This is a genomic window from Shewanella sp. ALD9 (genome assembly GCF_002836315.1).
Taxonomy (GTDB): Bacteria; Pseudomonadota; Gammaproteobacteria; order Enterobacterales; family Shewanellaceae; genus Shewanella.
Map to the genome: position 1 here is coordinate 58,118 of NZ_PJCD01000005.1, position 24,426 is coordinate 82,543.

Here is a 24,426-nt window from a genome sequence, read left to right on the forward strand (position 1 = left end):
CCTATTTATTACACCTGTCATTTTTAGGGGGGACGGGATCACTACCGCCGGGATGTAAAGGGTGACATTTTAATATGCGTTTCATTGCAAACCAACTACCTTTCACTGTTCCATGTGTTTTTATTGCTTCGATAGCATAATAAGAACAAGTTGGATTGAACCGACACCGCGGTCCCAATAAAGGGCTGATAAGAATTTGGTAACCACGGATAACCGTAGTTGCTAGCCATTGTAACGGCGACTGAGTTTGCGCCATAGCTTTTCTATTAATTTGTGTAGTTCTGCATTTTCCATTTCCATCACGCCATTTCTGACTAATACAACGATATCTATATCTGGGATGTCGTGTTGATGTAAACGAAAACTATCTCTTATCACACGTTTAATACGATTACGTTGGTTTGCACGTTTAACAAAACGTTTGGCCACAGTTAATCCTAAACGAGGATGTTGCTCTGAATTTGGAATTGCGAGCAGAGTTATTTCAGCAGAGGATGCTTTGATTGGATTGGAGAATACAGATTTAAATTGCGCGGGAGTTAACAAACGTAACTCCCGCGAAAAGGTATAGCTAGTCACCTAGTTATCTACTTACGCAGATAAACGAGCGCGACCTTTCGCACGGCGACGTGCAAGGACCTTACGGCCGCCTACAGTAGCCATACGAGCGCGGAAGCCGTGAGAACGCTTGCGCTTCAGGTTGCTAGGTTGAAAAGTACGTTTACTCATGATGGCAATCCGTCTTTGTTAGTGAATTTACCTTATCTCCAACATTAGAGGTAAGGGCAAAAAAGAGGCCGAATTGTAATCACTTTAAGTAGCCTCGTCAATAACGAAAGTACTTATATGACAAATTTCTGCCAATCTTTATTTGAAGCTACTATCGATTAAGCACCAGAAGATGTGGATAAGTCTGTGTACAGACACTATATCTTGTGGATCTTTCGTTGTTTCAGTAGATCAAAGAAATGCTATTATAGATCAAGGTGGATCGGTTAATAAAGCTGGATTTGCTTGAATCTTGCAATTAATGGATCGATTTTGATCTTCGCTGATCTCAGATATATACACAGAATGATCCCGCTGGGGATAATTCTTCTTTAAAGGATAGCGATCATTGTGATCTCCCTATAGAATACACCTCCTTTGATTAAAGATATTTGGGGATAAATAAGTGGCGGTTTCACTTTGGCAACAATGTATCGGCAGACTGCAAGACGAGTTATCAGCACAGCAGTTCAGTATGTGGATCCGTCCGTTACAGGCTGAAATGGATGGTGATACTTTGGTTTTGTATGCGCCAAATCGTTTTGTGCTGGATTGGGTACGCGATAAATACATCAATATCATTAATCAATTTTTTACTGAACAAATGGGCAGTAATGCACCTAAGTTACGTTTTGATATTGGTAGCCGTCCTTCAGCTCGTCCGGTTGCGCCAGCTCCTGTAGCGGCTAAGCCTGTTAATCGCCAAACTAAAGCCCAGGTAGGAACCACGTCCTTTAATACCCAGGCTGAACCGATTATTAACCCTAATCATCGCAGCAATATTAATCCTACTTACCAATTTGATAACTTCGTTGAAGGTAAATCGAACCAGTTAGGTAAAGCTGCTGCATTGCAAGTTTCTGAAAATCCTGGTGGTGCTTATAATCCGTTATTTTTATATGGCGGCACTGGTTTAGGTAAAACTCACCTTTTACACGCTGTAGGTAATGGCATTATTAAAAATAATCCCAATGCCAAAGTGGTGTATATGCATTCTGAGCGTTTTGTTCAGGACATGGTTAAAGCGCTGCAAAATAACGCGATCGAAGAATTTAAGCGTTATTACCGTAGTGTTGATGCGCTATTTATTGATGACATTCAATTTTTTGCCAATAAAGATCGTTCACAAGAAGAGTTTTTCCATACCTTTAATGCATTGTTAGAAGGTAATCATCAAATTATTTTAACCTCAGACCGTTATCCGAAAGAGATCGATGGGGTAGAGGATCGCTTAAAATCTCGCTTTGGTTGGGGCTTAACGGTTGCTATTGAGCCACCTGAATTAGAAACCCGCGTAGCGATTTTAATGCGTAAAGCACAAGAGAGCGGAATAAACCTACCTGATGAAGTGGCATTCTTTATTGCCAAGCGTTTACGTTCAAACGTACGTGAATTAGAAGGTGCACTAAACCGCGTGATTGCTAATGCTAACTTTACTGGCCGCCCAATCACTATCGACTTTGTGCGTGAAGCATTAAGAGATCTCTTGGCACTACAAGAAAAATTAGTCACTATAGATAATATTCAGAAGACTGTTGCTGAATACTACAAAATAAAAATGGCAGATATGCTGTCTAAACGCCGTTCTCGCAGTGTGGCAAGGCCTAGACAAGTGGCGATGGCGCTATCTAAAGAACTTACTAACCAAAGTTTACCGGAAATTGGTGATGCTTTTGGTGGTCGTGACCATACGACAGTGTTACATGCTTGTCGTAAAATCGCCCAATTGCGCGAAGAAAGTCATGATATTAAAGAAGATTATGCTAACTTGATTAGAACTTTGTCTTCTTAATTCAGGGAATGTTGACACGATGAAATTTTCAATTGATAGGGACGCCCTATTAAAGCCGTTGCAGCTAGTGTGCGGCGCGGTAGAACGCAGACACAACTTACCTATTTTAGCCAACTTATTAGTTGAAGTTAGTGAGTCATCACTTAAGCTAACAGGCACTGATTTAGAGGTTGAGTTGGTGGGCCAAGCGGCTATTCATGGTGACATTGATATCGGTCGTACGACGGTTCCGGCTAAAAAGTTACTGGATATTGTTAAGTCATTACCAGAGCAGAGTGAATTAAAGGTCGAGCAACAAGATAATAAATGGTTATTGCGTTCAGGTCGCAGCCGTTTTTCATTGGCAACATTACCCGCCGAAGATTATCCCAACGTTGAAGAATTCCAAGCGGATATCGAATTTAGCTTAAAGCAAGGCGTGTTGAAGTCGATTATTGATTCAACTCAGTTTTCAATGGCTAACCAAGATGTACGTTACTACCTCAATGGTTTGTTATTTGAAACTGAAGGTAATGTATTACGTGCTATTGCCACCGACGGACACCGTTTAGCCTTAAGTCATCGTACGCTTGATGTTTCATTACCCGAAAAACAAGTGATTGTGCCTCGTAAAGGGGTGGTTGAAATGGCGCGCTTGCTCGACAGTGACGACCAGGACATTACCATTGCCATTGGTGATAATGCCATTAGAGCGATTACCAGTTCCGCGGTATTTACCAGTAAGCTTGTCGATGGCCGTTTCCCTGATTACCGCCGAGTGTTACCTAAGGGTGGCAATAAGGTGGTTATCGCCAGTCGTAACCAATTAAAACAAGCGTTAACTCGTGCGTCTATTCTTTCGAATGAGAAATTCCGTGGAGTACGTATTCAGCTTGAATCTGGCTTATTGAAAATAACTGCCAATAATCCTGAACAAGAAGAAGCTGAAGAGATCATTGATGTTGAATATGACTCTGATAAGCTAGAAATTGGTTTTAACGTCAGTTATCTACTTGATGTGTTAAATAACTTAGCCAGTGATGAAGTACGAATTACTTTAATTGATGGCAATTCAAGTGCCTTGATTGAGAACCACAAAGAAGAAGATTCTATGTATGTCGTGATGCCAATGCGTCTGTAATGCGTTATTGTGTTATTGCTATATGAAAGGTGCTGCAAAGCACCTTCTTTGTTTCTACCGTTTTATTGGGTTATCACAATAGGTCTTCATGAGTTTATCGCGTATTACCATAGGTTCATTTCGTAATATTACCTCAGCATCATTACAACCGGGTGATGGCTTAAATTTGATTTACGGTCAAAATGGCAGTGGCAAAACCAGTATTCTCGAAGCTATTTATTTTTTGGGTATGGGCCGTTCGTTTAGAAGCCATTTATCCCAACGTGTGATCAACCATGATGACGATAAACTGACTTTGTTTGCGCATTTAATTGATGCTGACAGAGATTGTAAAATTGGCTTACGTCGTCATCGAAGCGGTGAGATCGAAGTAAAAATTGATGGCGAGAAAGTAAAGCGTTTATCAACCCTGGCCGAAACGTTACCCATTCAAGTTATTACTCCCGAAAGTTTTTCTTTGTTGTTCGAGGGACCTAAAGCCCGCCGTCAATTTATTGATTGGGGTGCATTTCATTCTGACCCACATTTTTATCAAGCTTGGGTGAATACTAGAAAGGTATTAAAGCAACGAAACCAATTACTTAGAAATTACTCTCCCTATAACCAAATACAGTTTTGGGATAAGGAGTTGGTGCGGTATGCTGAACAGGTTACCGATATACGAAATCAATATGTAGACTCGTTAAATGTGCTACTAAAGGGTATAATCGGAGTGTTTTTACCTCAGATTGATATTAAGGTTTCTTTTACTCGAGGATGGGATAGTAAAACGGATTTTGCCCAATTACTTGAAAACCAATACTCAAGAGATTTAGCCGCTGGAAATACGGGCAGCGGCCCCCACAAAGCAGATTTACGTTTGCGCGTGGGTAATTTACCGGCGCAGGATGCGTTGTCCCGTGGACAATTAAAATTATTAGTCTGTGCACTGCGTATTGCACAGGGAAAGTTGCTCAAACAACAACTAGATAAAAATAGTATTTATCTAGTCGACGATTTACCGTCGGAGTTGGATGCACAGCATAGGCAGCTATTGCTACAGCAGTTAACCGAAACCGGTGCACAAATTTTTGTCACTGCGATCGAACCGCAAGCAATAGTCGATTCGTTATCTAGCCCTCCAAACAGGATGTTTCATGTGGAACAAGGGTTGGTAACGGTTATTGAATAACAACGAGAGATAAATATGTCAGAGAATAGTTACGATTCTTCGAGTATCAAGGTATTAAAAGGCCTTGATGCAGTCCGTAAGAGACCTGGTATGTACATTGGTGATACTGATGATGGCACAGGTCTTCATCACATGGTATTCGAAGTGGTCGATAACTCTATCGATGAAGCTTTAGCAGGCCATTGTAGTGATATCACCATTAGCATTCATTCAGATGGTTCAGTCTCAGTAAAAGACGATGGTCGTGGTATTCCTGTTTCGATACATGAAGAAGAGGGTATCTCTGCCGCTGAAGTTATTATGACCGTACTTCATGCTGGCGGTAAGTTTGATGATAACTCTTATAAAGTCTCTGGTGGTCTGCACGGTGTGGGTGTTTCGGTCGTTAATGCGTTATCGAAAAAACTACAGTTAACCATTCGTAGAGCAGGTAAAGTCTATGAGCAGTTTTATACTCATGGTGTACCCGATGCGCCTATCAAAGAAATTGGTGATGCGGTTAAAACCGGTACCGAACTCCGCTTTTGGCCAAGTGGTGACACGTTTACCAATGTTGAGTTTCATTTTGAAATTTTAGCCAAACGCGTACGTGAACTATCATTCTTAAACTCAGGTGTCGGCATTCGTTTAGTTGACGAGCGCGACGGTAAAGATGAGTTCTTTAAGTATGAAGGCGGTATTAGTGCTTTTGTTGATTACTTAAACCGTAATAAAACGCCGATTAACAAAGATGTTTTCCATTTTTCTCATGAGCGCGAAGATGGTATCACCGTTGAAGTTGCGATGCAGTGGAACGATGGTTATCAAGAGAATATTTTCTGTTTTACTAATAATATTCCTCAGCGTGATGGTGGTACTCACTTAGCCGGTTTCCGTGGCGCTTTAACACGTAACTTGAACAACTACATGGAACGTGAAGGTTTTAACAAAAAAGGCAAAACTAACGCGACAGGTGACGACGCGCGCGAAGGCTTAACTGCGGTTATTTCAGTAAAAGTACCTGATCCAAAGTTTAGCTCGCAAACTAAAGACAAACTTGTGTCTAGTGAAGTGAAAAGCGCTGTTGAACAAACAATGGGTGAGCAGTTAAACGATTATCTATTAGAAAACCCAGCAGATGCTAAATTAATTGTGGGTAAAATTGTTGATGCAGCACGTGCTCGTGAAGCGGCGCGTAAAGCCCGTGAAATGACTCGTCGTAAAGGCGCACTAGATTTAGGTGGTTTGCCAGGTAAGTTAGCTGACTGCCAAGAGAAAGATCCTGGTCTTTCTGAAATATACATAGTGGAAGGGGACTCTGCTGGCGGATCAGCCAAACAGGGACGTAATCGTAAAAACCAAGCAATTCTTCCACTAAAAGGTAAGATCTTAAACGTAGAAAAAGCGCGTTTTGACAAGATGTTATCTTCACAAGAAGTGGCAACGCTGATTACTGCATTAGGTTGTGGTATTGGCCGCGATGAATACAACCCAGATAAGACTCGTTATCACAACATCATCATCATGACCGATGCTGACGTCGACGGCTCACACATTCGTACTTTGCTGTTGACCTTCTTCTTCCGTCAAATGCCTGAATTGATCCAACGTGGCTATATTTATATTGCTCAACCACCACTTTTCAAAGTGAAAAAAGGTAAGCAAGAACAGTATTTGAAAGATGAGCCAGCATTAACTGAGTATTTAACCACTCAAGCACTCGATGGCACCAATATTTATCCAAGCCCAGGTGCTTTTGGTATGTCTGGTGAGCCATTAGAGCGTTTAGTGGCACAGTATCGTGAAGTTGAGCGCATTATTAAGCGCTTAGAAAAACGCTACCCAACCAACCTACTTGACCGTATGTTGTATCACCCAGAAGTGACTACAGCAGTGTTAAGTGACGAAGCGCAAATGACTGCATGGTGTAATGGCTTCATTGCAGATCTAGTTGAACGTGAAAGTAGCGGTATTATTTTTACAGCTAATGTAATGCTTGACCCTGAGCGCAAGGTTTACACTCCTAGCGTGACAATCCGCAAGCACGGTATTGATACTAACTATCTATTTGGTTATGACTTCTTCACATCATCTGATTATCAGCGTATCGCTAAGCTAGGTGCTGCATTAGAGGGGATGATTGAAGAGGGTGGTTATGTACAACGTGGCGAACGTGTTAAAGAAGTTGAAAGCTTCTTAGAAGCATTAGATTGGACTATTAGTGAAGCTAAACGCGGCCTATATATTCAACGTTATAAAGGATTGGGTGAAATGAACCCTGAACAATTGTGGGAAACTACAATGGATCCAGAATCTCGTCGTATGTTACGCGTTACTATTGAAGATGCAGTTGCTGCTGATCAGCTATTTACATGTTTGATGGGTGACCAAGTTGAGCCGCGTCGTGAGTTTATTGAAACTAACGCGCTTAATGTGGCCAACTTAGACGTATAACAAAATTTTAGTGTATAAATGGGTGCCTTTGGCACCCATTTTTGTTTTTAGTGCTATGGTTATAATAGTATTTATTTAACATTTAATAAGGCTATTTACAGTGGTTATTGGTTTCTTTAAAAAATTGTTTAATGTTCGAGACCGCAATGAACAGGCCAAATTCACTGGCATTAGCACTGCAGAGAAACGTCAGCAAACCAAATCCAAAGCACCAGTACCTGCAATAGAGGTTACGCAACATCAAGCAGTTGAATCGCAGTTAGATCTGTCGGCTTTATTTTACAGTTTATTATTTGCAAACCAACAAACTACAACAACAGGAATAGCGAATAATTTAGAGCGAAGCGTGATGCACAATATTGAACTGGCATTAAGCTCACCTCAGTCGATTGCGGAAAATGTATTAAAGCTGCCCAGCAAAATACTCGAGCTAGATAAAAAACTAGCCGACGACAGTATTGAAACCCAAGAACTAATACAACTTATTGAACAAGACCCTCTGTTGTGTGTTGAAGTACTTAAGTTATGTAATTCGCCTGCTTTTAAACGAGCTGAGAATGATGTTAGCAGTATTCAACAAGCGCTAGTACAAGTGGGGCGACAACAATTAAGGCAATTTATTACCGCGAGTTTAGCCCGTGAGTTAATTGATATAAAGCCTATTTATTTTAGACGCTTTGGGGCTGAAATCTGGCGTCATTCTATGCAAGTTGCTTTTTTGGCCAGCGAGTTAGCGAGCCCCGAGCAACGAGACAGCGCTTTTTTAGTGGGCTTACTGCATGATGTAGGTAAAATTGCGATTTTTAAAATGCTGGTGGATGCTTTTTATCAAGCAGAACCTGGAGAGCAGCCTAATTCAATACTATTTAAGCAGGTGATGACCACAAAATCGTTGACCTTAAGTGCACTGTTAGCGCGCTGTTGGCAATTACCACTGCACTTTGAAACACCGTTAACGTTATTGGCCAATACCAATATTAAACCTACTGATGGCATGACACTGCTTATTTGGAAAGCCAATATTATTAGTGAGTGTTCAATGCTGCAGCAAGTCGACAAATTGCCTCAACCAGCACTAGCCGTGTTGTTAGCTCAGGTTGAGTGTAGTGAAGAAGATTTTATCGTTTTGCATCAAAAGCTTATCCAGTTTTAAATTGATATCAATGCGGGTAAGGTGTCTGCCTTAACCTTTTATAGCCCAACGTTGTGGCTGATACTCTTAAGCCATAAAAAGTAAGTCATAAGAAGTAATCAATAAAAAAAGCGCCTTACGGCGCTTTTATTTCAACTACAGCTAATTTACATTATTGCAGCAACGAAATGTCTGCAACGTGCAAGAACTGCTCACGAAGATTGGTTAATAACGCTAAACGGTTATTTTTCAATGCTTCATCATCTGCCATTACCATCACATCTTCAAAGAACTGATCGACGTTTTCGCGTAAGTCAGCCAATAGCGTTAATGCTTGTTGGTAATCGCCATCAGCAAACAGCGGGGCTAACTGTGGTTGTAATTGTACAAGCTTATCAGCGAGCGCTTTTTCTGCTAGTTCTGTTAATAGAGCTGAATTGATGGTTGCGGGTAATTCGCCTTCAACTTTAGCCAATATATTAGAAACACGTTTATTTGCCGCTGCTAGCGCTGTAGAAGCTTCTAAGCTACGGAAATGCGATACAGCTTTAACACGACTGTCAAAATCAGCAGGTTTGGTTGGACGACGAGCTAGTACAGCTAAAATAACGTCAACTTGAATGCCTTTATCTTGGTACCAAGCGCGGAAACGAGCGAGAAGAAACTCAAGTACATCTTCACTAGTATTAGTGTTAGTGATATTAGTCGCATGTAAAGCTTGTGCTTTAGCAATTAACTCTACCAAGTCCAGAGGCAGTTTGTTTTCTACGATAACGCGCAAAATACCAATGGCTGCACGGCGAAGTGCAAATGGGTCGGCCGCACCTTTTGGTGCTTGGCCAATGCCAAAAATACCCACTAGCGTATCTAACTTTTCAGCTAGTGCAACCGCACACGATACTGTAGCCGTTGGTACTGTATCACCCGAGAATTTAGGTTTGTACTGCTCTTCAAGTGCGATAGCAACAGCTTCTGTTTCGCCATCTAAGCGGGCGTAGTGCATGCCCATAGTGCCTTGAGTATCAGTAAATTCCATGACCATGTTGGTCATAAGGTCTGCTTTAGACAATAAACCGGCGCGACTAGCATCTACATTGTTGGTCTCAACACCGTTGTTGTTCATTTGCGTCGCAATGAAACCTGCAAGTTCCGAAATACGTTCAACACGCGCTTTCAATGTGCCTAATTGTTTTTGAAACACCACGGTTTCTAAGCTGGCAATACGAGATGCTAATGTTTGCTTTTTATCGGTGTTAAAGAAAAACTCCGCATCAGCAAGGCGTGGGCGAACCACTTTTTCGTTGCCTGAAATAATCTGCTGCGGATCTTTAGATTCGATATTAGTAACAAAGATAAAGTTAGGCAATAATTTGCCGGCTTTATCAAATACTGGGAAGTATTTTTGATCACCTTTCATGGTGTAAACTAAGGCTTCTGAAGGCACATTTAAAAACTTTTCTTCAAAGCTAGCAGTTAGCACTATTGGCCATTCAACCAGTGAAGCCACTTCTTCAAGTAGTCCATCTTGAATATCGGCAATACCACCTAATTTTGCTGCAGCTGCTTCAGCATCAGCTTTGATTAGCGATTTACGTAATTCATAATCTGCTAGGACTTTACCTTGCTCTTTTAGCGCGGCTAAATAATTGTCAGCATGATCTAACTCAAAGCTGGCTTTACCCATAAAGCGGTGGCCACGAATAATGCGGTCAGATTTAATACCAAGCAATTCACCTGCAACTAATTCGCTACCTAATAGCATAGTCACCGTGTGAACCGGGCGAATAAACTGAGTTTTGTTGTTACCCCAACGCATTGGTTTAGGGATCGGTAATTTATCTAGTGCGCGTTGTGCCATGTCAGCTATTAAGCTTTTAGTTTCAACGCCAACCACTTTAGCTTGATGGACTAACCATTCACCTTTATCGGTGACTAATCGCTCTGCTTGCTCAACCGTAATACCGTTACCACGAGCCCAGCCTTGTGCTGCTTTAGTTGGGTTACCGTCGGCATCAAATGCCGAGCTAATCGCGGGGCCGCGTTTTTCAACGACTTTATCAGCTTGTGCTAATGCAAGACCCAACACATTAATCGCTAAACGGCGAGGGGCGGCATACCAAACTGCAGACTCAAAAGGTAAATCAGCTTTAGTTAATTCATCTGTAAAGCTCGTTAAAAATGATTCAGCTAACGTGCGCAGCGCTTTTGGTGGTAATTCTTCGGTACCAACTTCAATGAGTAAGTTTTCAAAATTCATTCGTTACCTCTACTTACACATTGGGAAGCCAAGAGCTTCACGTGCTTGATAATAAGATTCTGCAACACCTTTTGCCATAGTACGAACGCGAAGGATATAACGCTGACGTTCAGTGACTGATATAGCATGGCGAGCATCAAGTAAGTTAAAAGCGTGAGATGCTTTCATTACTTGCTCGTAAGCAGGTAGTGGTAATGGCTTTTCTAGTGATAATAAGTGCATGCACATCTTTTCACATTGATCGAATAGGGTGAACATAAAATCGACATCGGCATGTTCGAAGTTATAGGTAGACTGTTCTACTTCGTTCTGATGGAAAATGTCACCATAAGTGACACGACCAAGTGGTCCGTCAGTCCAAACAAGATCGTATACGCTATCAACTTCTTGAATGTACATGGCTAAACGCTCAAGCCCGTAAGTGATTTCACCTGTAACAGGGCTACATTCAATTCCGCCAACTTGTTGGAAGTAGGTGAACTGAGTCACTTCCATACCATTAAGCCAAATTTCCCAACCCAAACCCCAAGCACCTAATGTTGGCGACTCCCAGTTATCTTCAACAAAACGAATGTCATGTACTTTGGTGTCGATGCCAAGTGCTTCAAGTGAGCCCAAATATAGCTCTTGAATATTATCTGGAGATGGCTTTAGCACTACTTGAAATTGGTAGTAATGTTGCAGGCGGTTTGGGTTTTCACCATAACGTCCATCAGTAGGACGGCGAGACGGTTGCACGTATGCACTGCTCATTGGCTCCGGGCCTAATGAACGTAAGAACGTCTGCGGGTGGAAAGTACCAGCGCCAACTTCCATATCTAGAGGTTGAACAATTGCGCAACCTTGCTGCGCCCAATATTCCTGAAGGGTTAGGATGAAACCCTGAAATGTCTTTACGTCGTGTTTCGTCGTCATGTCTACTACTGTCAGGCTATTAATAGAAAATGTTAATGATTATACCTTGTAGAGCAAGGCAGATGTAGGTTATTTTTTAACGTACTACTAAAAACGTTAATGGAACCATACCATGCAAGTTAACCGATGTGGCTGGGTAAGTGAAGACCCTTTATATCAGCATTACCACGATACAGTATGGGGACGTCCTGAGTTTGATGCCAAACAGCTTTTTGCTAAGCTTTGTCTTGATGGTCAACAAGCTGGATTATCTTGGATTACGATTCTTAAAAAGCAACAAAACTACCAACAACTGTTTGCTAATTTTGAGCCGAGTATTATTGCTCAGTACGATCAAGCTAAAGTGGAAGCGTTAATGCTTGAACCAGGTATTGTACGTAATCGTCTTAAAATAAACTCGATCATCAGAAATGCTAAAGCTTATTTAGCATTTGTGGAGCAGGGTGATGATTTCTCTAAGTTTTTATGGAGTTTTGTCGGCGGTGAACCGAGAGAAAACAACTTCAGTTCATCAAGCCAAGTTCCTGCACAAACACCAGAATCTGAAGCGATGTCTAAAGCGTTAAAAAAGCTTGGTTTTAACTTTGTTGGCCCAACAATTTGTTATGCCTTTATGCAAGCGGTAGGTATGGTGAATGACCACACGACTGACTGTCATTGTTACGGCCAGTATTGATTTTGATATTTATAAAAAAAAGGGTGTTCCACGTGGAACACCCTTTTTATTGGATTAATTTAATCGTTAGATTTTTTCAAAGAAAAAAGGCTTACGTTTATGTTTATCACCATTGAGTTGATTCATGGTTTCTGAATTAAACAGCTTACCATTAACCATAGTGTAAGTGACTTTATCCGTCGTTCTGATATCGGCTAATGGATCGCCATCAATCACTATTAAGTCAGCCAATTTACCCACTTTAATAGAACCTAGTTGATGGTCCATACCAAAGGTTGTCGCCGGATTGATTGTTGCGGTTTTTAATACTTCCATATTACTCATGCCGCCTTGAGCAAACATCCACATTTCCCAATGTGCAGCTAATCCTTCTCGTTGACCATGAGCACCAATATTAGGTTTAACGCCGATGTTGTTTAACTCATTGGCTACGCGGGCAACATTAAAGTGGTTGTAATGTTCATCTGGCGCGGTAGTGCGGCGCATTGAACGGGCATCAAGAATATCATGCGGGACATACATGCTTAGACGAGGGTGAGCCCAAACGTCTGTTTTGTCATACCAGTAATGCTCGCCAGAAATACCACCATAAGCGACAACTAAGGTCGGTGTGTAGTGTACTTCAGTTTGGCTCCAGAATTGTTTGATGTCATTGTATATAGACGCTGCTGGTAACGAATGTTCTACCGTGGTGTGGCCATCCGCTATCATCGATAAATTGTGTTGCAGCAAACTGCCACCTTCAGGTACTACCATCATTTCGAGCTCTCGTGCAGCAGCAATAATTTGCTGGCGTTGATCCCGGCGAGGTTGGTTGTAACTCTTAACACTAAATGCACCGACTTTTTTAAGACGCTCTAAGTGGAACTTTGCATCATCAAGTGAATCTACATGCGAGGTATAGCCTGGTAAGTTGGCTCCGTATAAAATAGTCCCCGTTGAGAAAATACGAGGGCCAACAATATTGCCTGCTTTTTGTTGTTCAGAAGCAGCAAAAATTTCGGTAGTGTCATTCGATGGGTCGTGAATAGCCGTTACCCCAAGTGACAGCCCAGAATATAAGGCCCAGTTTTGTTGTGGAATAATTTCATCATCCGCTTGTCCGCCGTGGGCGTGAGCATCAAATAAGCCCGGCATAATGCTTTTACCACTAATATCGATAATCTGGGCATTTTTTGGGATCACCGTATTGGCATCACCGACAGTGACAATTTTATTGTCTTTAACGATAACAACACCATTATCTATCACCTGATCATTTTCCATGGTGATCACTTTACCGCCAGTAAACACTACTGTTCCACGTGGAACATCGGCTTTATCTTTAAAGCCAATAGAGGTTATTTTTGGATCGACCTTGGTTTCTGCTTTTACATATTGAGTGTCTACATCGGCTTGATATAAATCAGGGCCCAATGTCCAATACAGTTGGTTATTTTTACCGTTCCAGCTAATGCTTTCACCTGCACGAGCACTCAGTTGAGTAATGGGTAAGTTGGTTGCTTTAGGACCAATCGCAATGGTTTCACCGTGTTTAGCAAAAGGAGTGACGTACACTCTAAAACGCTCAGCAAAAGCCAAGTGCTCACCGTTTGGTGATAAACGAAACTCGGTAGCATGGTCGCTAGTGTAATGGGTACGCTTTTCAAAACCGTTCATACCGATTGATGCAAACTCTGGTGTCTCTCCTGAATCCATAAAGTAAACTCGGTCTGAGTCGTCACCGAATTGTGGCTGATGGCCACTAGCGGTTAGTTTAGTGCTTTGCTTTCCTTTGATATCGACTTTATATAAACCCGGTTCTTGTGACCAAGTTCGTGGTGTCATGTAACCGCCGCGAGCCTTTCGATAAACAACATATTCGCCATCAGGCGAAAAGGTTGGCTCGACATATTTGCCAGGCTCGTTGGTCAACACCTTGGCTTTACCACCTCTGGCGCTAACCACACTGACGGTGCCTTGTTGTTGGTCGTTCCAAGTGGTGAATACGATGTCTTTACCGTCACGTGACCACTGTGGAAACAGCTCATTGATGTCATCATCTAAACGGGTTAATCGTTTATGTTTACCATCTTTAATATCACGAATCCAAATTTTACCTAAGGCTTCAAATACCACTTTTTCGCCGTCAGGTGACACTTGTGCCATACGCAGCATTTTTACATCAAATTCATCTTGATCTAAGTTTTGAGTAAAGCGGACCGATGGCTGAATATCTCTTTGAGATTTAACACTGAATGGAATGTCAGATATTTTTTTACTGTCGACATCAAGTTTATTAATTTTACCTTTAGCCCAAAATACGATGTGCTTATTGTCTTTGGTCCAAGACATTGTTGGATACACGCCATGAATTGCCCAGGTTTCTTGCATATCACGATCGAGTTTGTCATACAGCTTAGTTTCTTCACCAGACTTTAAATCCAGTGAATATAGTGTCGATTGGAATCCATCGCGTTTGATGTAAGCAAGCGTTTTGCCATCAGGGCTTGGTGTTGGGCGGATAGCACCACCAGTTCCTTCAATTAATACTTCGATATCTCCCGTTTGGGTGTCATAGCGCTTAATTTTATAAATACCTTTGACCGAATCTTTTGAGTAATGAAAGGTCTTGCCTGGGGTCGCATCTTGGCTAAAGTAGATATAGCGTCCATCTGGCGAGTAGGCCGGTTCACCCAAATCTTTTTGTTCGTTAGGGCGCTCTGTTAGTTTAACGCCTTCGCCACCAGCAACGTGAAACATCCACACTTCACCCGCTCCGAGGCTGCGGGTGCCGGTAAAATGTTTACGTGCTACTAGGTATTGTGAATCAGGACTCCAGGCCGGGCTGTTGAGTAAACGAAATGTTTCAGTAGTGATAGCGTGTGGATTGGTACCATCGGCATTCATTATCCAGATATTGTCGCCACCATCTTCATCAGAGGTGAAAGCGATATACTTACCGTCAGGGCTATATACTGGCTGCATTTGCCAAGCGATACCTTGTGCCAGTGGTTTGGCTTCGCCTCCTGCTATCGGTATTTGATAAATATCACCTAATAAATCAAATACAATGTGTTCACCATCTGGCGATACATTGACGTTCATCCATGTGCCTTCGGTTACATTGATATCAATTTTACTTAATGGCGCATTTTCTGGAGCATTTACGTGCCATTTTACTTTGTCATCTTCGGCATAGGCAAAGCTAGACATACCTAGAGTAAGTGCCATTGCGGTGTAAAGTGGAGTGAGTTTTTGAGTCAACATAGAGTAGATTATCCGTTGTCGTTTTTATTTTCAGTGGATTTAATCAAGCCTAATACCCGTTTAGGAAATGTCATTTTGCATGATTAGATGACCTAAAGAGTATTTGGCTTTACTGCGTTTGTCGGTTTGAATAGTTCCTTTATCGCATAAATTACCGATAAGGTGTACAACAAATCTGTATCAATTAATGACAGACGTTAACACGTATGTCTGTTATCGATTAATAGACAATGAGTGCTATAGCGTTAGATTTTATTATGAAAGGCTTAAACGAAAATGATTTATCGGTTTTACTAATCTATTTTTACTGAGTCATCTAGTTGTATTAATCCAGTTTGAATCACGCGGCAGGTGACTCCGCCACGCCAGTCGGGCGTTAATGCCTGCTCTAGACCGGAATAAGCTTGTTGCATTTTCTTACATGGATCGGTTTCACCTGTGATTTGTAGTTTAAGCTCAGTACCTATGGTGATCGTTTTACCGACATCTGCTGCGCTAAATTCATAGCCGCTGATCAATAAATTAGCTCTTCGAGTTAACCAGTCTAAATCGGCATTAATTTTTTGGCAGGCTGTGTGCCACTGCTGTTTAGACATGACGGTTACTTGACGTTTTCCTGGTCTGCCAAAAATATCGTTTTCGACGCCTCGCTCTAAGGTCACATTGGCACAAAAGGCTGACTTCATTATGCCGCGTTTTGCTGTTTTATACGCGATAGCTTCCAATGTGATGGTCATTCATTACAGTCCTTTTTTGAGTAAATAGTGGTAAGGAGTCTTGCTGATATCACTGGCAATTAACGTGTGATCCATAAATTCACAAAAACTAGGAATATCACGAGTGGTGGCAGGATCATCTGCAATGACTAATAAAGTTTCACCTTCTGCCATTTTGCGTACTGTTTTTCGAATCATCATTACAGGTTCTGGACATCGAAGACCAAGAGCATCGAGTTGGTGTTGTGCTTGGGTATAAATATCGTTCATGAAATGCTGTCTATGTTTACCTATCGAATTAGCGCTAATGTTACTCTTGTCATTTAAGCTTGCCAAGTTTGCGTGGTTTTAAAGTTATATTGAGTTTTTTTATTATTTTTTAATTTTCATAAAACATGTTTCACGTGGAACATTAGCCAAAGTAGGAAAATTTTAAAATAAAAAAAACGAGCCAATTTGGCTCGTTTTTACAACTCACTTGATACAACTGAAAAGTATCAGCTTGGTATGAGAACGATTAAACGCGTTCGAATACAGTTGCGATACCTTGACCTAAACCGATACACATAGTGGCAAGACCAAGCGTTGCATCTTTTTCTTCCATCAAGTTGATCAATGTTGTCGAGATACGTGCGCCAGAACAACCTAGTGGGTGACCCAATGCAATTGCACCACCGTTAAGGTTAATCTTTTCATCGACAACATCTTGTAAGCCAAGATCTTTAACACAAGGTAATGATTGTGCCGCGAACGCTTCGTTTAATTCGATAAGATCTAAATCGGCAACAGATAAGCCAGCGCGTGCTAATGCTTTTTTGGTTGCTGGTACTGGACCATAACCCATAATTGCAGGATCACAACCGGCAACGGCCATTGAACGAATACGTGCGCGGATGGTTAAACCTAAAGCGCGAGCTTTAGATTCTTCCATCACCAACATTGCAGAAGCACCGTCTGATAATGCAGATGATGTACCGGCAGTCACAGTACCGTTAACTGGGTCGAATGCTGGACGTAAACCGGCAAGTGACTCTAGTGTTGTTTCTGGACGGATAACTTCGTCAGTCATCACTTTGATCAGTGCGCCATTTACATCGTGGCCTTCAATGCCCCAAATCTCTTTGGCAAAACGACCTTCGATAGTGGCTGCATGTGCACGTTGATGAGAACGTACAGCAAACGCATCTTGTTGTTCGCGAGTAATACCGTGCATTTTACCTAACATTTCAGCGGTTAAGCCCATCATGCCAGATGCTTTAGCTACGCGGTTTGCCAAGCCAGGGTGAAAATCAACCCCATGGTTCATTGGTACGTGACCCATGTGCTCAACACCACCAATAATAAAGGTGTCGCCTTGGCCAGTCATAATGGCACGAGCCGCTTGATGAAGGGCGTCCATTGACGAACCACATAAACGGTTTACCGTTACTGCGCCAGCCGATTTAGGAATGCCAGCTAACAATGATGCATTACGGGCAATGTTAAAACCTTGCTCTAGTGTTTGCTGCACACAACCCCAAATCACATCTTCAATGTCGTTAGGGTCTAATTGTGGATTGCGCAACATCAGTGCTTTCATTAATTCTGCAGACAATGTTTCTGCACGTACATTTCTAAATACCCCTGCCTTAGAACGGCCCATAGGGGTACGAATGCAGTCTACGATAACAGCTTGTTTCATGATTTAATTCCTTTCCCACTAATTAGGCTTGGTAGTAACTACCGTTGTTGGCTGCAAGTGCACGCATTGCATCAGTAACTTGATATAAGCCACCAAGATGTGCGTATTTGTCTGCTAGGGCAACAAAGTTTGCTACGCCCATGGTGTCTAAGTAACGGAATACACCGCCACGGAATGGAGGGAAACCAATACCGTAAACTAGACCCATGTCGCCTTCAGCAGGTGATGCAATAATGCCTTCTTCTAAACAACGAACCGTTTCGATGATCATCGGGATCATACAGCGAGCGATGATGTCATCAGACTCGAATGCCTTTAATTCACCAAACTCAGCGCTTAATAATTCATAGCTAGTTGGATCAATGTCTTTTTTCGGCTTACCACGACGGTCAACTGAATAGGCATAGAATCCTTTAGTGTTCTTCTGACCTAGACGTTTGTTTTCAAACATAATGTCGATAGCGTCTTTGCCATTTTTACCCATGCGGTCTGGGAAGCCTTCAGCCATTACTGCTTGAGCGTGATGACCGGTATCTAAACCGACTACGTCAAGTAAGTAGGCTGGGCCCATTGGCCAACCGAACTGCTTTTCCATGACTTTATCGACAGCTGCAAAGTCAGCACCTTCAGCAAGTAGACCACTGAAGCCAGCAAAGTATGGAAACAATACACGGTTAACAAAGAAGCCTGGGCAATCATTCACTACGATTGGGGTTTTACCCATTTTGCTGGCGTAAGCCACTACCGTTGCGATGGTTTCTTCAGAGCTGTGCTCACCACGGATAATTTCAACTAATGGCATTTTGTGCACAGGGTTAAAGAAGTGCATACCGCAGAAACGTTCAGGTTTCTTAAGGCTTTTAGCCAGTAAGTTGATTGAGATAGTCGAGGTATTTGATGCAATAATGGCATCTTCTGATACGTAACCTTCTACTTCAGCTAGTACAGTGGCCTTAACTTTTGGATGTTCAACAACCGCTTCTACAACGATGTCGCTATTTTTGATAGCGGCATAATCTAGAGAAGGGGTGATGTTGTTTAATATTTTAGCCATTTTTTCTGGCGTAGCGCGACCGCGCGCAACTTGTGTTGTCAGAATTTTAGCCGCTTCGTTCAAGCCTAACTCTAATGCTGGCTGAGCGATGTCTTTCATTACAATTGGTGTGCCTTTGCTGGCGCTTTGGTAAGCAATGCCGCCGCCCATAATACCTGCACCCAATACTGCTGCTTGGTTAACATCTTTAGCGAGTTTACCGGCTTTCTTTGCTTTACCTTTAACGAACTGGTCATTTAAGAAAATACCAATTAGCGCTTGTGCGACATCTGTTTTAGCTAATTTAATGAAAGCTTGTGCTTCTATTTTTAATGCGCCATCACGATCCAAACCAGCTGCTTGTTCAACAACATTCACAGCGGCCATTGGCGCTGGATAATGCTTGCCTGCAACTGAGAACACCATCCCTTTTGCGGTTGCAAAAGACATCATGGCTTCAAGTTTTGGTAACTGTAATGGTGATTGCTTTTTGGTGCGACGAGCTTGCCAATCAAGATTACCATTAAGGGCATCATGTAACATTTGAATCGCAGCAGCTTCTAGGTTTTCTGGTGCGACAACGGCATCAATAGCGCCTACTTTTAACGCATCTTCTGGGCGTTGGTCTTTAGCTGTGGTGATCCACTCAAGTGCATTATCTGCACCGATTACTCGAGGTAAACGCACAGTGCCACCAAAACCAGGAATAAGACCTAATTTGGTTTCTGGTAAACCGATGCGAGCATTGGTATCAGCAACGCGTAAGTCAGTCGCTAAAATGGTTTCGCAACCACCGCCTAACGCAAAACCGTTAATCGCTGATGCTGTCGGAAACGGTAAGTCTTCTAGCTTATTGAATACTGCGTTGGCTTGTTCAACCCAAGCTAGCAACGTGGCATCGTCTTGCTGAAATAGCGTTAAGAATTCGGTAATGTCTGCGCCAACAATAAAGGTGCTTTTTGCTGATGTCAGCAGCAAGGCTTTAATATTGGTATTTTGTTTGATGCTGTCTAGGGCGGCATCAAGAGAGGCTATTGTTTCTCTGTCGAATTTATTTACCGAACCTTGTGCGTTAAAACACAGTTTGGCAATATTATCTTCAAGTAACTCAACCTGAATGGTAGGGCTTTGGTAGATCATTGCTTGCTTCCTTATTGCTTAAAAGCGACTTCCACATCTTATTTACTGTGCAGTTATCAAGCTTGAATCACAGCAGTTTCGGCCATCTATTGACCAGCTAATTCTCAGTGTGCGACTAAATGAGATAAATTACAACACCCAATTTAAACGGCCGTTTAATTTTTTATCATCTAGCGAGGTCTTTTTCTGTTTGTGATAGACTTATTGGGTTAAAACTCATGCAAAGGGATAGTCAATGGATCAGTTAGCACATCTGTATCATGCGCACATGGCGGAATTAAATCGCCGAGTAGGCGAAATTTGTCAGCGTGAAAATCTTTCGGGTTTAGTGATTCACTCGGGACAACCTCATCGACAGTTTTTAGATGACCTTAACTATCCCTTTAAAGTGAACCCGCAATTTAAAGCGTGGTTACCTATTTTAGATACGCCAAATTGTTGGGTTATCGCTAATGGTCAAGATAAGCCTACTTTAGTGTTTTATCGCCCAGTTGATTTTTGGCATAAGGTGAATGATGTACCGCAAGCCTTCTGGACTGAGCATTTCGATATTCAATTACTGACCAAGCCAGATCGAATTGCTGATTTTTTACCTAAAGACTTAGCCTCGTGGGCGTATATTGGTGAGCACTTAGATGTGGCTGATGTATTGGGCTTTGCGGCTCGTAACCCTGATGCAGTAATGAACTATCTACATTATCATCGTGCAGACAAAACTCAGTATGAACTTGAGTGCATGCGCAGAGCCAACCAAATTGCGGTAAAAGGACATTTGGCTGCCAAAAATGCGTTTTATGATGGTGCCAGTGAGTTTGAAATTCAGCAACGTTATTTGCTCGAAATTGGCCAAGGCGAAAATGAAGTGCCTTACGGCAATATCGTGGCATTAAATCAAAATGCCGCTATTTTACATTACACCGCTTTAGAACATGTTAAGCCTGCGCAGCGTTTATCTTTTTTGATTGATGCTGGGGCCAGTTATCATGGCTATGCCGCAGATATTACCCGTACTTACTCATTCGAGAAAAATCGTTTTTACGAATTAATCGTCGCATTGGATAAAGTGCAATTAGCCATTATTGAGCAGATGAAGCCAGGGGTTAAGTACGTCGACCTGCACATCGCGACACACCATTATATAGGTCAGTTACTGATTGATTTTGGCTTGGCTAATGGCACTGCTGAACAGTTAGTTGCCCAAGGCGTAACGAGTGCCTTTTTCCCGCATGGGTTAGGGCATATGTTGGGGTTACAAGTTCATGATATGGGCGGTTATTCCCACGATGAGCGTGGAACCCATATTGCTGCACCTGAGGCGCATCCTTTTTTACGCTGTACAAGAGTATTAGCCGCTAGTCAGGTACTGACTATTGAGCCAGGCCTTTATATTATCGATACCTTACTTAATCAGTTATCTGCTACCGCTAAGCAAGCTATTAATTGGACTACGGTTGATGAGATGCGTCCATTTGGAGGCATTCGCATTGAAGATAACGTCATTGTGCATCAAGACCGAGTAGAAAATATGACGAGAGAGTTTGGTCTAGTTGATTGAGTCATATTTAATACCGCAAGCTAACGTACTGATAGAAGAAGAGATAAAGCATAGCCGCTTTATCTCTTTGTTATTTCATTGCCCACATCCTAATAATATGAAGTTAGCGCTTACTGACGTAAAGCAGCAATATCCAGGAGCCAACCATTATTGCTATGCATTTGTAGCCGGCAGCCCAGAAAATACCATTGATATGGGCGCTAGCGATGATGGCGAACCGTCAGGTAGCGCCGGCAAACCCATGCTAGCATGCTTACAAGGCGCAAACATTGGTGAGCTAGGGGTTATTGTAGTGCGTTATTTTGGTGGCACTAAATTGGGTGTGGGCGGTTTAGTGCGTGCTTATACTTCGGGTATAAAGCAAGGGTTAACGCAAATACAGACTCAGGTTAAGCATTTAAGGTATCCTGCACGCTTGGTATGTCATTATGCTCAACTCACCGATGTTGAGTATTTAATTGCTCAATATGATGGTGTGGTGATGGATAAAGAGTTTACCGAAAAAGTTGAAATACACTTTGAACTGGCTAAATCGCACCATCAGGCTTTTAATCAAGCATTAGCTACCCAGACGCAGGGTCAGCTACAAGTAAAGTTTACTGTTTGAGCTATGACGAACTTATGCCAAAATGTCACTCAATTGTTAAATTCGACGCAGCACAACTTAAACAGAACCCTTAATGCAATATAAAACAATTATTAGAATCACCGGTTTGCTGATGGGATTATTTTCAATCACCATGCTGCCGTCAGCATTGGTGGCTATCTTGTATAAAGATGGTGGTGGTACTGCATTTATTCAGGCCTTTTTTGTCAGTATTTTTCTAGGCTTTTTATTATGGTATCCCAACCGTCATCAAAAAGGTGATCTACGAACGCGTGAAGGCTTTTTGATTGTGGTGTTGTTCTGGACGGTGCTTGGATCGATAGGTGCACTGCCATTTATTTTTTCTAATAACCCTGATTTAAGTTGGACCGATAGTTTTTTTGAATCGTTTTCGGCCTTAACGACTACAGGTGCGACCGTGATAGTCGGGCTAGATGACTTGCCTAAGTCCATATTGTTTTATCGCCATTTACTGCAGTGGATGGGCGGTATGGGTATCATCGTACTCGCAGTGGCCATTTTACCTCTACTCGGTATTGGTGGTATGCAGCTATACAAAGCTGAAGTGCCTGGTCCGGTTAAAGACACTAAAGTGACTCCTCGTATAGCCGAAACGGCCAAAGCCTTATGGTACATTTACTTTTTACTTACTACTGCTTGTGCATTGGCATTTTACTTTGCCGGTATGGATGCATTTGATGCTATTTGCCATTCGTTTTCGACTATTGCTATTGGTGGTTTTTCGACTCATGATGCCAGTATTGGTTACTTTCAAAGCCCGCTGATTAATGTGATTTGTGCATTTTTCTTGTTGATTGCGGCAGTCAATTTTAGCTTACACTTTGCCGCATTTACTCGTCGTGGCATTAACGTCAAAGTATATTTAAAAGACGCAGAATTTAAGGTGCTTATCGCTGTACAGGTAGTATTGACCGCAATTTGTTTCGCTACCTTGTATCAATCTGGAATATACGACTCTCCAGAGAAAACACTCGATTACGCCTTCTTTCAAGTGGTCTCGATTTCAACAACGGCAGGTTTCGGTACAGAAAGCTTCCATTCTTGGCCGCTGTTTTTACCTATTCTATTAATATTCTCAAGCTTTATTGGTGGTTGTGCAGGCTCGACAGGCGGCGGCATGAAGGTGATTCGTTTAATACTATTAGTACTACAAGGGTCGCGTGAACTGAAACGACTTGTTCATCCTAAAGCTATGTATTCCATTAGAATTGGCTCTACGGCATTACCCGACAGAATTATTGATGCGGTATGGGGATTCTTCTCTGCTTATGCTTTAGTGTTTGTGGTGTGTATGGTGATTTTAATGGCAATGGACATGGACGCTATTACCGCATTTAGTGCAACGGCAGCCAGTTTAAATAACTTAGGCCCAGGTTTGGGCGATGTGGCATCAAATTATGCCAGTATTTCAGACGGTGCTAAGTGGGTACTCGTGATGGCAATGCTATTTGGTCGGTTAGAAGTGTTCACCTTATTGGTGCTATTTACCCCCACATTTTGGAAGAATTAATGTTAAATACTGTGATTTTATATTCAACGGTCGATGGGCAAACACTGGCAATTTGTCAGAAAATTAAGCAAATATTACTTGAACAGGGTGAGCAAGTTAGTGTGGTTAATCTTGCTGAAGCTCAGGCTGAAGATTTAGCGAGTGTTGATAAAGTCGTTATTGGTGCCAGTATTCGATATGGCAAACATCGACCAGAATTATTCAAGTTTGTTGAGCAACACCAAGCACTGCTCGACACCAAACTCAATAGTTTTTTTAGCGTAAACGTAGTGGCAAGAAAGCCTGAAAAAAACACCCCTGAAACCAACCCATATATGCAGAAATTTTCAAATTTATCTGCCTGGAAACCTCAGTTATTAGGCGTTTTTGCCGGTAAGATTGATTACCCTCGTTACCGATTTTTCGATAAGTTCATGATCCGATTTATCATGTGGATGACTAAGGGACCGACAGATACTCAGGGAACGTTTGAGTTTACTGATTGGGGTAAAGTAGATGACTATGCTAAACAAATAGCAGCGCAAAAATAGCCTCATAAACCCAATAGCGTGCCTAATATACCTTATTGGAAACGCCATTTATTCTCAGTGTGACTTAAGCGTCTATGATGTTTAAATCCGATGTTGTTTAGTCATAGTTGTTGCTTAGCC

At 42.0% G+C, this 24,426-nt stretch carries 20 protein-coding genes; 10 read left to right on the forward strand and 10 right to left on the reverse strand.

The window, feature by feature from the left end:
• Position 1 precedes the first annotated feature (1 nt).
• From yidD to rpmH, 3 genes are read right to left on the reverse strand one after another with little or no spacing between them, the layout of a single operon-like run.
• Complete coding sequence (gene yidD / locus CXF88_RS13575) at positions 2–256, reverse strand: membrane protein insertion efficiency factor YidD (RefSeq protein ID WP_011639469.1); 255 nt, start codon at positions 254–256, stop codon at positions 2–4.
• Positions 223–579 carry a ribonuclease P protein component gene (gene rnpA / locus CXF88_RS13580; protein WP_011639470.1) on the reverse strand — a complete coding sequence of 119 codons (357 nt, stop codon included), beginning with the start codon at positions 577–579 and terminating at the stop codon, positions 223–225. The genes yidD and rnpA overlap by 34 nt, the downstream gene beginning before the upstream one ends.
• A 12-nt stretch (positions 580–591) precedes the next feature.
• Positions 592–729, reverse strand: coding sequence for a 50S ribosomal protein L34 (rpmH, locus tag CXF88_RS13585; RefSeq protein ID WP_006083827.1), 138 nt, complete (start codon positions 727–729; stop codon positions 592–594).
• A gap of 445 nt (positions 730–1,174) precedes the next feature.
• Between rpmH and dnaA the strand changes: the two genes are divergently transcribed.
• From dnaA to CXF88_RS13610, 5 genes are all read left to right on the forward strand, one after another.
• Positions 1,175–2,560, forward strand: a complete 1,386-nt coding sequence (gene dnaA, locus CXF88_RS13590; RefSeq protein ID WP_011635493.1) for a chromosomal replication initiator protein DnaA — start codon at positions 1,175–1,177, stop codon at positions 2,558–2,560.
• Positions 2,561–2,579: 19 nt separating this feature from the next.
• Positions 2,580–3,680 (forward strand): DNA polymerase III subunit beta, encoded by a 1,101-nt coding sequence (gene dnaN / locus CXF88_RS13595; RefSeq protein ID WP_101087363.1) that lies wholly within the window; start codon positions 2,580–2,582, stop codon positions 3,678–3,680.
• Positions 3,681–3,768: 88 nt separating this feature from the next.
• A complete protein-coding gene (gene recF, locus CXF88_RS13600; protein ID WP_101087364.1) occupies positions 3,769–4,851 on the forward strand; it encodes a DNA replication/repair protein RecF in 1,083 nt (360 codons plus the stop codon).
• Between the two features lie 15 nt (positions 4,852–4,866).
• Positions 4,867–7,284, forward strand: a complete 2,418-nt coding sequence (gene gyrB, locus CXF88_RS13605) for a DNA topoisomerase (ATP-hydrolyzing) subunit B (protein ID WP_101087365.1) — start codon at positions 4,867–4,869, stop codon at positions 7,282–7,284.
• A gap of 100 nt (positions 7,285–7,384) precedes the next feature.
• The gene (locus CXF88_RS13610) at positions 7,385–8,437 is read left to right on the forward strand and encodes an HDOD domain-containing protein (protein ID WP_101087366.1); all 1,053 of its coding nucleotides are present in this window, start codon (positions 7,385–7,387) and stop codon (positions 8,435–8,437) included.
• A 151-nt stretch (positions 8,438–8,588) separates the two neighbouring features.
• Here CXF88_RS13610 and glyS read toward each other — a convergent pair whose 3' ends face one another.
• Together glyS and glyQ are read right to left on the reverse strand one after the other, a co-directional pair.
• Positions 8,589–10,673, reverse strand: coding sequence for a glycine--tRNA ligase subunit beta (gene glyS / locus CXF88_RS13615; RefSeq protein ID WP_101087367.1), 2,085 nt, complete (start codon positions 10,671–10,673; stop codon positions 8,589–8,591).
• A 9-nt stretch (positions 10,674–10,682) separates the two neighbouring features.
• Positions 10,683–11,588 carry a glycine--tRNA ligase subunit alpha gene (gene glyQ, locus CXF88_RS13620; protein WP_011635499.1) on the reverse strand — a complete coding sequence of 302 codons (906 nt, stop codon included), beginning with the start codon at positions 11,586–11,588 and terminating at the stop codon, positions 10,683–10,685.
• Positions 11,589–11,700: 112 nt separating this feature from the next.
• Between glyQ and CXF88_RS13625 the strand changes: the two genes are divergently transcribed.
• Positions 11,701–12,264 (forward strand): DNA-3-methyladenine glycosylase I, encoded by a 564-nt coding sequence (locus tag CXF88_RS13625; RefSeq protein WP_101087368.1) that lies wholly within the window; start codon positions 11,701–11,703, stop codon positions 12,262–12,264.
• 66 nt (positions 12,265–12,330) lie between these two features.
• Here the strand turns inward: CXF88_RS13625 and CXF88_RS13630 are convergent, their stop codons facing one another.
• The 5 genes from CXF88_RS13630 to fadB form a co-directional block, all read right to left on the reverse strand.
• Positions 12,331–15,513 carry an amidohydrolase family protein gene (locus CXF88_RS13630; protein ID WP_101087369.1) on the reverse strand — a complete coding sequence of 1,061 codons (3,183 nt, stop codon included), beginning with the start codon at positions 15,511–15,513 and terminating at the stop codon, positions 12,331–12,333.
• Positions 15,514–15,806: 293 nt separating this feature from the next.
• Positions 15,807–16,250 carry an MOSC domain-containing protein gene (locus CXF88_RS13635; RefSeq protein WP_059746101.1) on the reverse strand — a complete coding sequence of 148 codons (444 nt, stop codon included), beginning with the start codon at positions 16,248–16,250 and terminating at the stop codon, positions 15,807–15,809.
• Positions 16,251–16,253: 3 nt separating this feature from the next.
• Positions 16,254–16,499: a sulfurtransferase TusA gene (tusA, locus tag CXF88_RS13640; RefSeq protein ID WP_011635503.1), complete on the reverse strand. Its 246-nt coding sequence runs from the start codon at positions 16,497–16,499 to the stop codon at positions 16,254–16,256.
• Between the two features lie 247 nt (positions 16,500–16,746).
• Entirely contained in the window at positions 16,747–17,910 is a 1,164-nt protein-coding gene (gene fadA, locus CXF88_RS13645; RefSeq protein WP_101087370.1) for an acetyl-CoA C-acyltransferase FadA, read from the reverse strand.
• A 22-nt stretch (positions 17,911–17,932) separates the two neighbouring features.
• Positions 17,933–20,083: a fatty acid oxidation complex subunit alpha FadB gene (gene fadB, locus CXF88_RS13650; protein WP_101087371.1), complete on the reverse strand. Its 2,151-nt coding sequence runs from the start codon at positions 20,081–20,083 to the stop codon at positions 17,933–17,935.
• Between the two features lie 235 nt (positions 20,084–20,318).
• Between fadB and pepQ the strand changes: the two genes are divergently transcribed.
• The 4 genes from pepQ (at position 20,319) to hemG (ending at position 24,306) form a co-directional block, all read left to right on the forward strand.
• Positions 20,319–21,638 carry a Xaa-Pro dipeptidase gene (gene pepQ, locus CXF88_RS13655; protein WP_101087372.1) on the forward strand — a complete coding sequence of 440 codons (1,320 nt, stop codon included), beginning with the start codon at positions 20,319–20,321 and terminating at the stop codon, positions 21,636–21,638.
• Positions 21,631–22,245 carry a YigZ family protein gene (locus CXF88_RS13660; protein ID WP_101087373.1) on the forward strand — a complete coding sequence of 205 codons (615 nt, stop codon included), beginning with the start codon at positions 21,631–21,633 and terminating at the stop codon, positions 22,243–22,245. The genes pepQ and CXF88_RS13660 overlap by 8 nt, the downstream gene beginning before the upstream one ends.
• Before the next feature lie 73 nt (positions 22,246–22,318).
• A complete protein-coding gene (locus CXF88_RS13665) occupies positions 22,319–23,776 on the forward strand; it encodes a TrkH family potassium uptake protein (RefSeq protein WP_059746096.1) in 1,458 nt (485 codons plus the stop codon).
• The gene (hemG, locus tag CXF88_RS13670) at positions 23,776–24,306 is read left to right on the forward strand and encodes a menaquinone-dependent protoporphyrinogen IX dehydrogenase (RefSeq protein ID WP_101087374.1); all 531 of its coding nucleotides are present in this window, start codon (positions 23,776–23,778) and stop codon (positions 24,304–24,306) included. The genes CXF88_RS13665 and hemG overlap by 1 nt, the downstream gene beginning before the upstream one ends.
• The last annotated feature ends 120 nt before the right edge of the window (positions 24,307–24,426 follow it).

Excerpts from the sequence above, each read along its gene's own strand:
- yidD (WP_011639469.1), bottom strand. The coding sequence starts at position 256 with ATGGCGCAAACTCAGTCGCCGTTACAATGGCTAGCAACTACGGTTATC.
- rpmH (WP_006083827.1), bottom strand. The coding sequence starts at position 729 with ATGAGTAAACGTACTTTTCAACCTAGCAACCTGAAGCGCAAGCGTTCT.
- dnaN (WP_101087363.1), top strand. The coding sequence starts at position 2,580 with ATGAAATTTTCAATTGATAGGGACGCCCTATTAAAGCCGTTGCAGCTA.
- recF (WP_101087364.1), top strand. The coding sequence starts at position 3,769 with ATGAGTTTATCGCGTATTACCATAGGTTCATTTCGTAATATTACCTCA.
- gyrB (WP_101087365.1), top strand. The coding sequence starts at position 4,867 with ATGTCAGAGAATAGTTACGATTCTTCGAGTATCAAGGTATTAAAAGGC.
- glyS (WP_101087367.1), bottom strand. The coding sequence starts at position 10,673 with ATGAATTTTGAAAACTTACTCATTGAAGTTGGTACCGAAGAATTACCA.
- glyQ (WP_011635499.1), bottom strand. The coding sequence starts at position 11,588 with ATGACGACGAAACACGACGTAAAGACATTTCAGGGTTTCATCCTAACC.
- CXF88_RS13625 (WP_101087368.1), top strand. The coding sequence starts at position 11,701 with ATGCAAGTTAACCGATGTGGCTGGGTAAGTGAAGACCCTTTATATCAG.
- CXF88_RS13630 (WP_101087369.1), bottom strand. The coding sequence starts at position 15,513 with ATGTTGACTCAAAAACTCACTCCACTTTACACCGCAATGGCACTTACT.
- CXF88_RS13635 (WP_059746101.1), bottom strand. The coding sequence starts at position 16,250 with ATGACCATCACATTGGAAGCTATCGCGTATAAAACAGCAAAACGCGGC.
- tusA (WP_011635503.1), bottom strand. The coding sequence starts at position 16,499 with ATGAACGATATTTATACCCAAGCACAACACCAACTCGATGCTCTTGGT.
- fadA (WP_101087370.1), bottom strand. The coding sequence starts at position 17,910 with ATGAAACAAGCTGTTATCGTAGACTGCATTCGTACCCCTATGGGCCGT.
- fadB (WP_101087371.1), bottom strand. The coding sequence starts at position 20,083 with ATGATCTACCAAAGCCCTACCATTCAGGTTGAGTTACTTGAAGATAAT.
- pepQ (WP_101087372.1), top strand. The coding sequence starts at position 20,319 with ATGGATCAGTTAGCACATCTGTATCATGCGCACATGGCGGAATTAAAT.
- CXF88_RS13665 (WP_059746096.1), top strand. The coding sequence starts at position 22,319 with ATGCAATATAAAACAATTATTAGAATCACCGGTTTGCTGATGGGATTA.
- hemG (WP_101087374.1), top strand. The coding sequence starts at position 23,776 with ATGTTAAATACTGTGATTTTATATTCAACGGTCGATGGGCAAACACTG.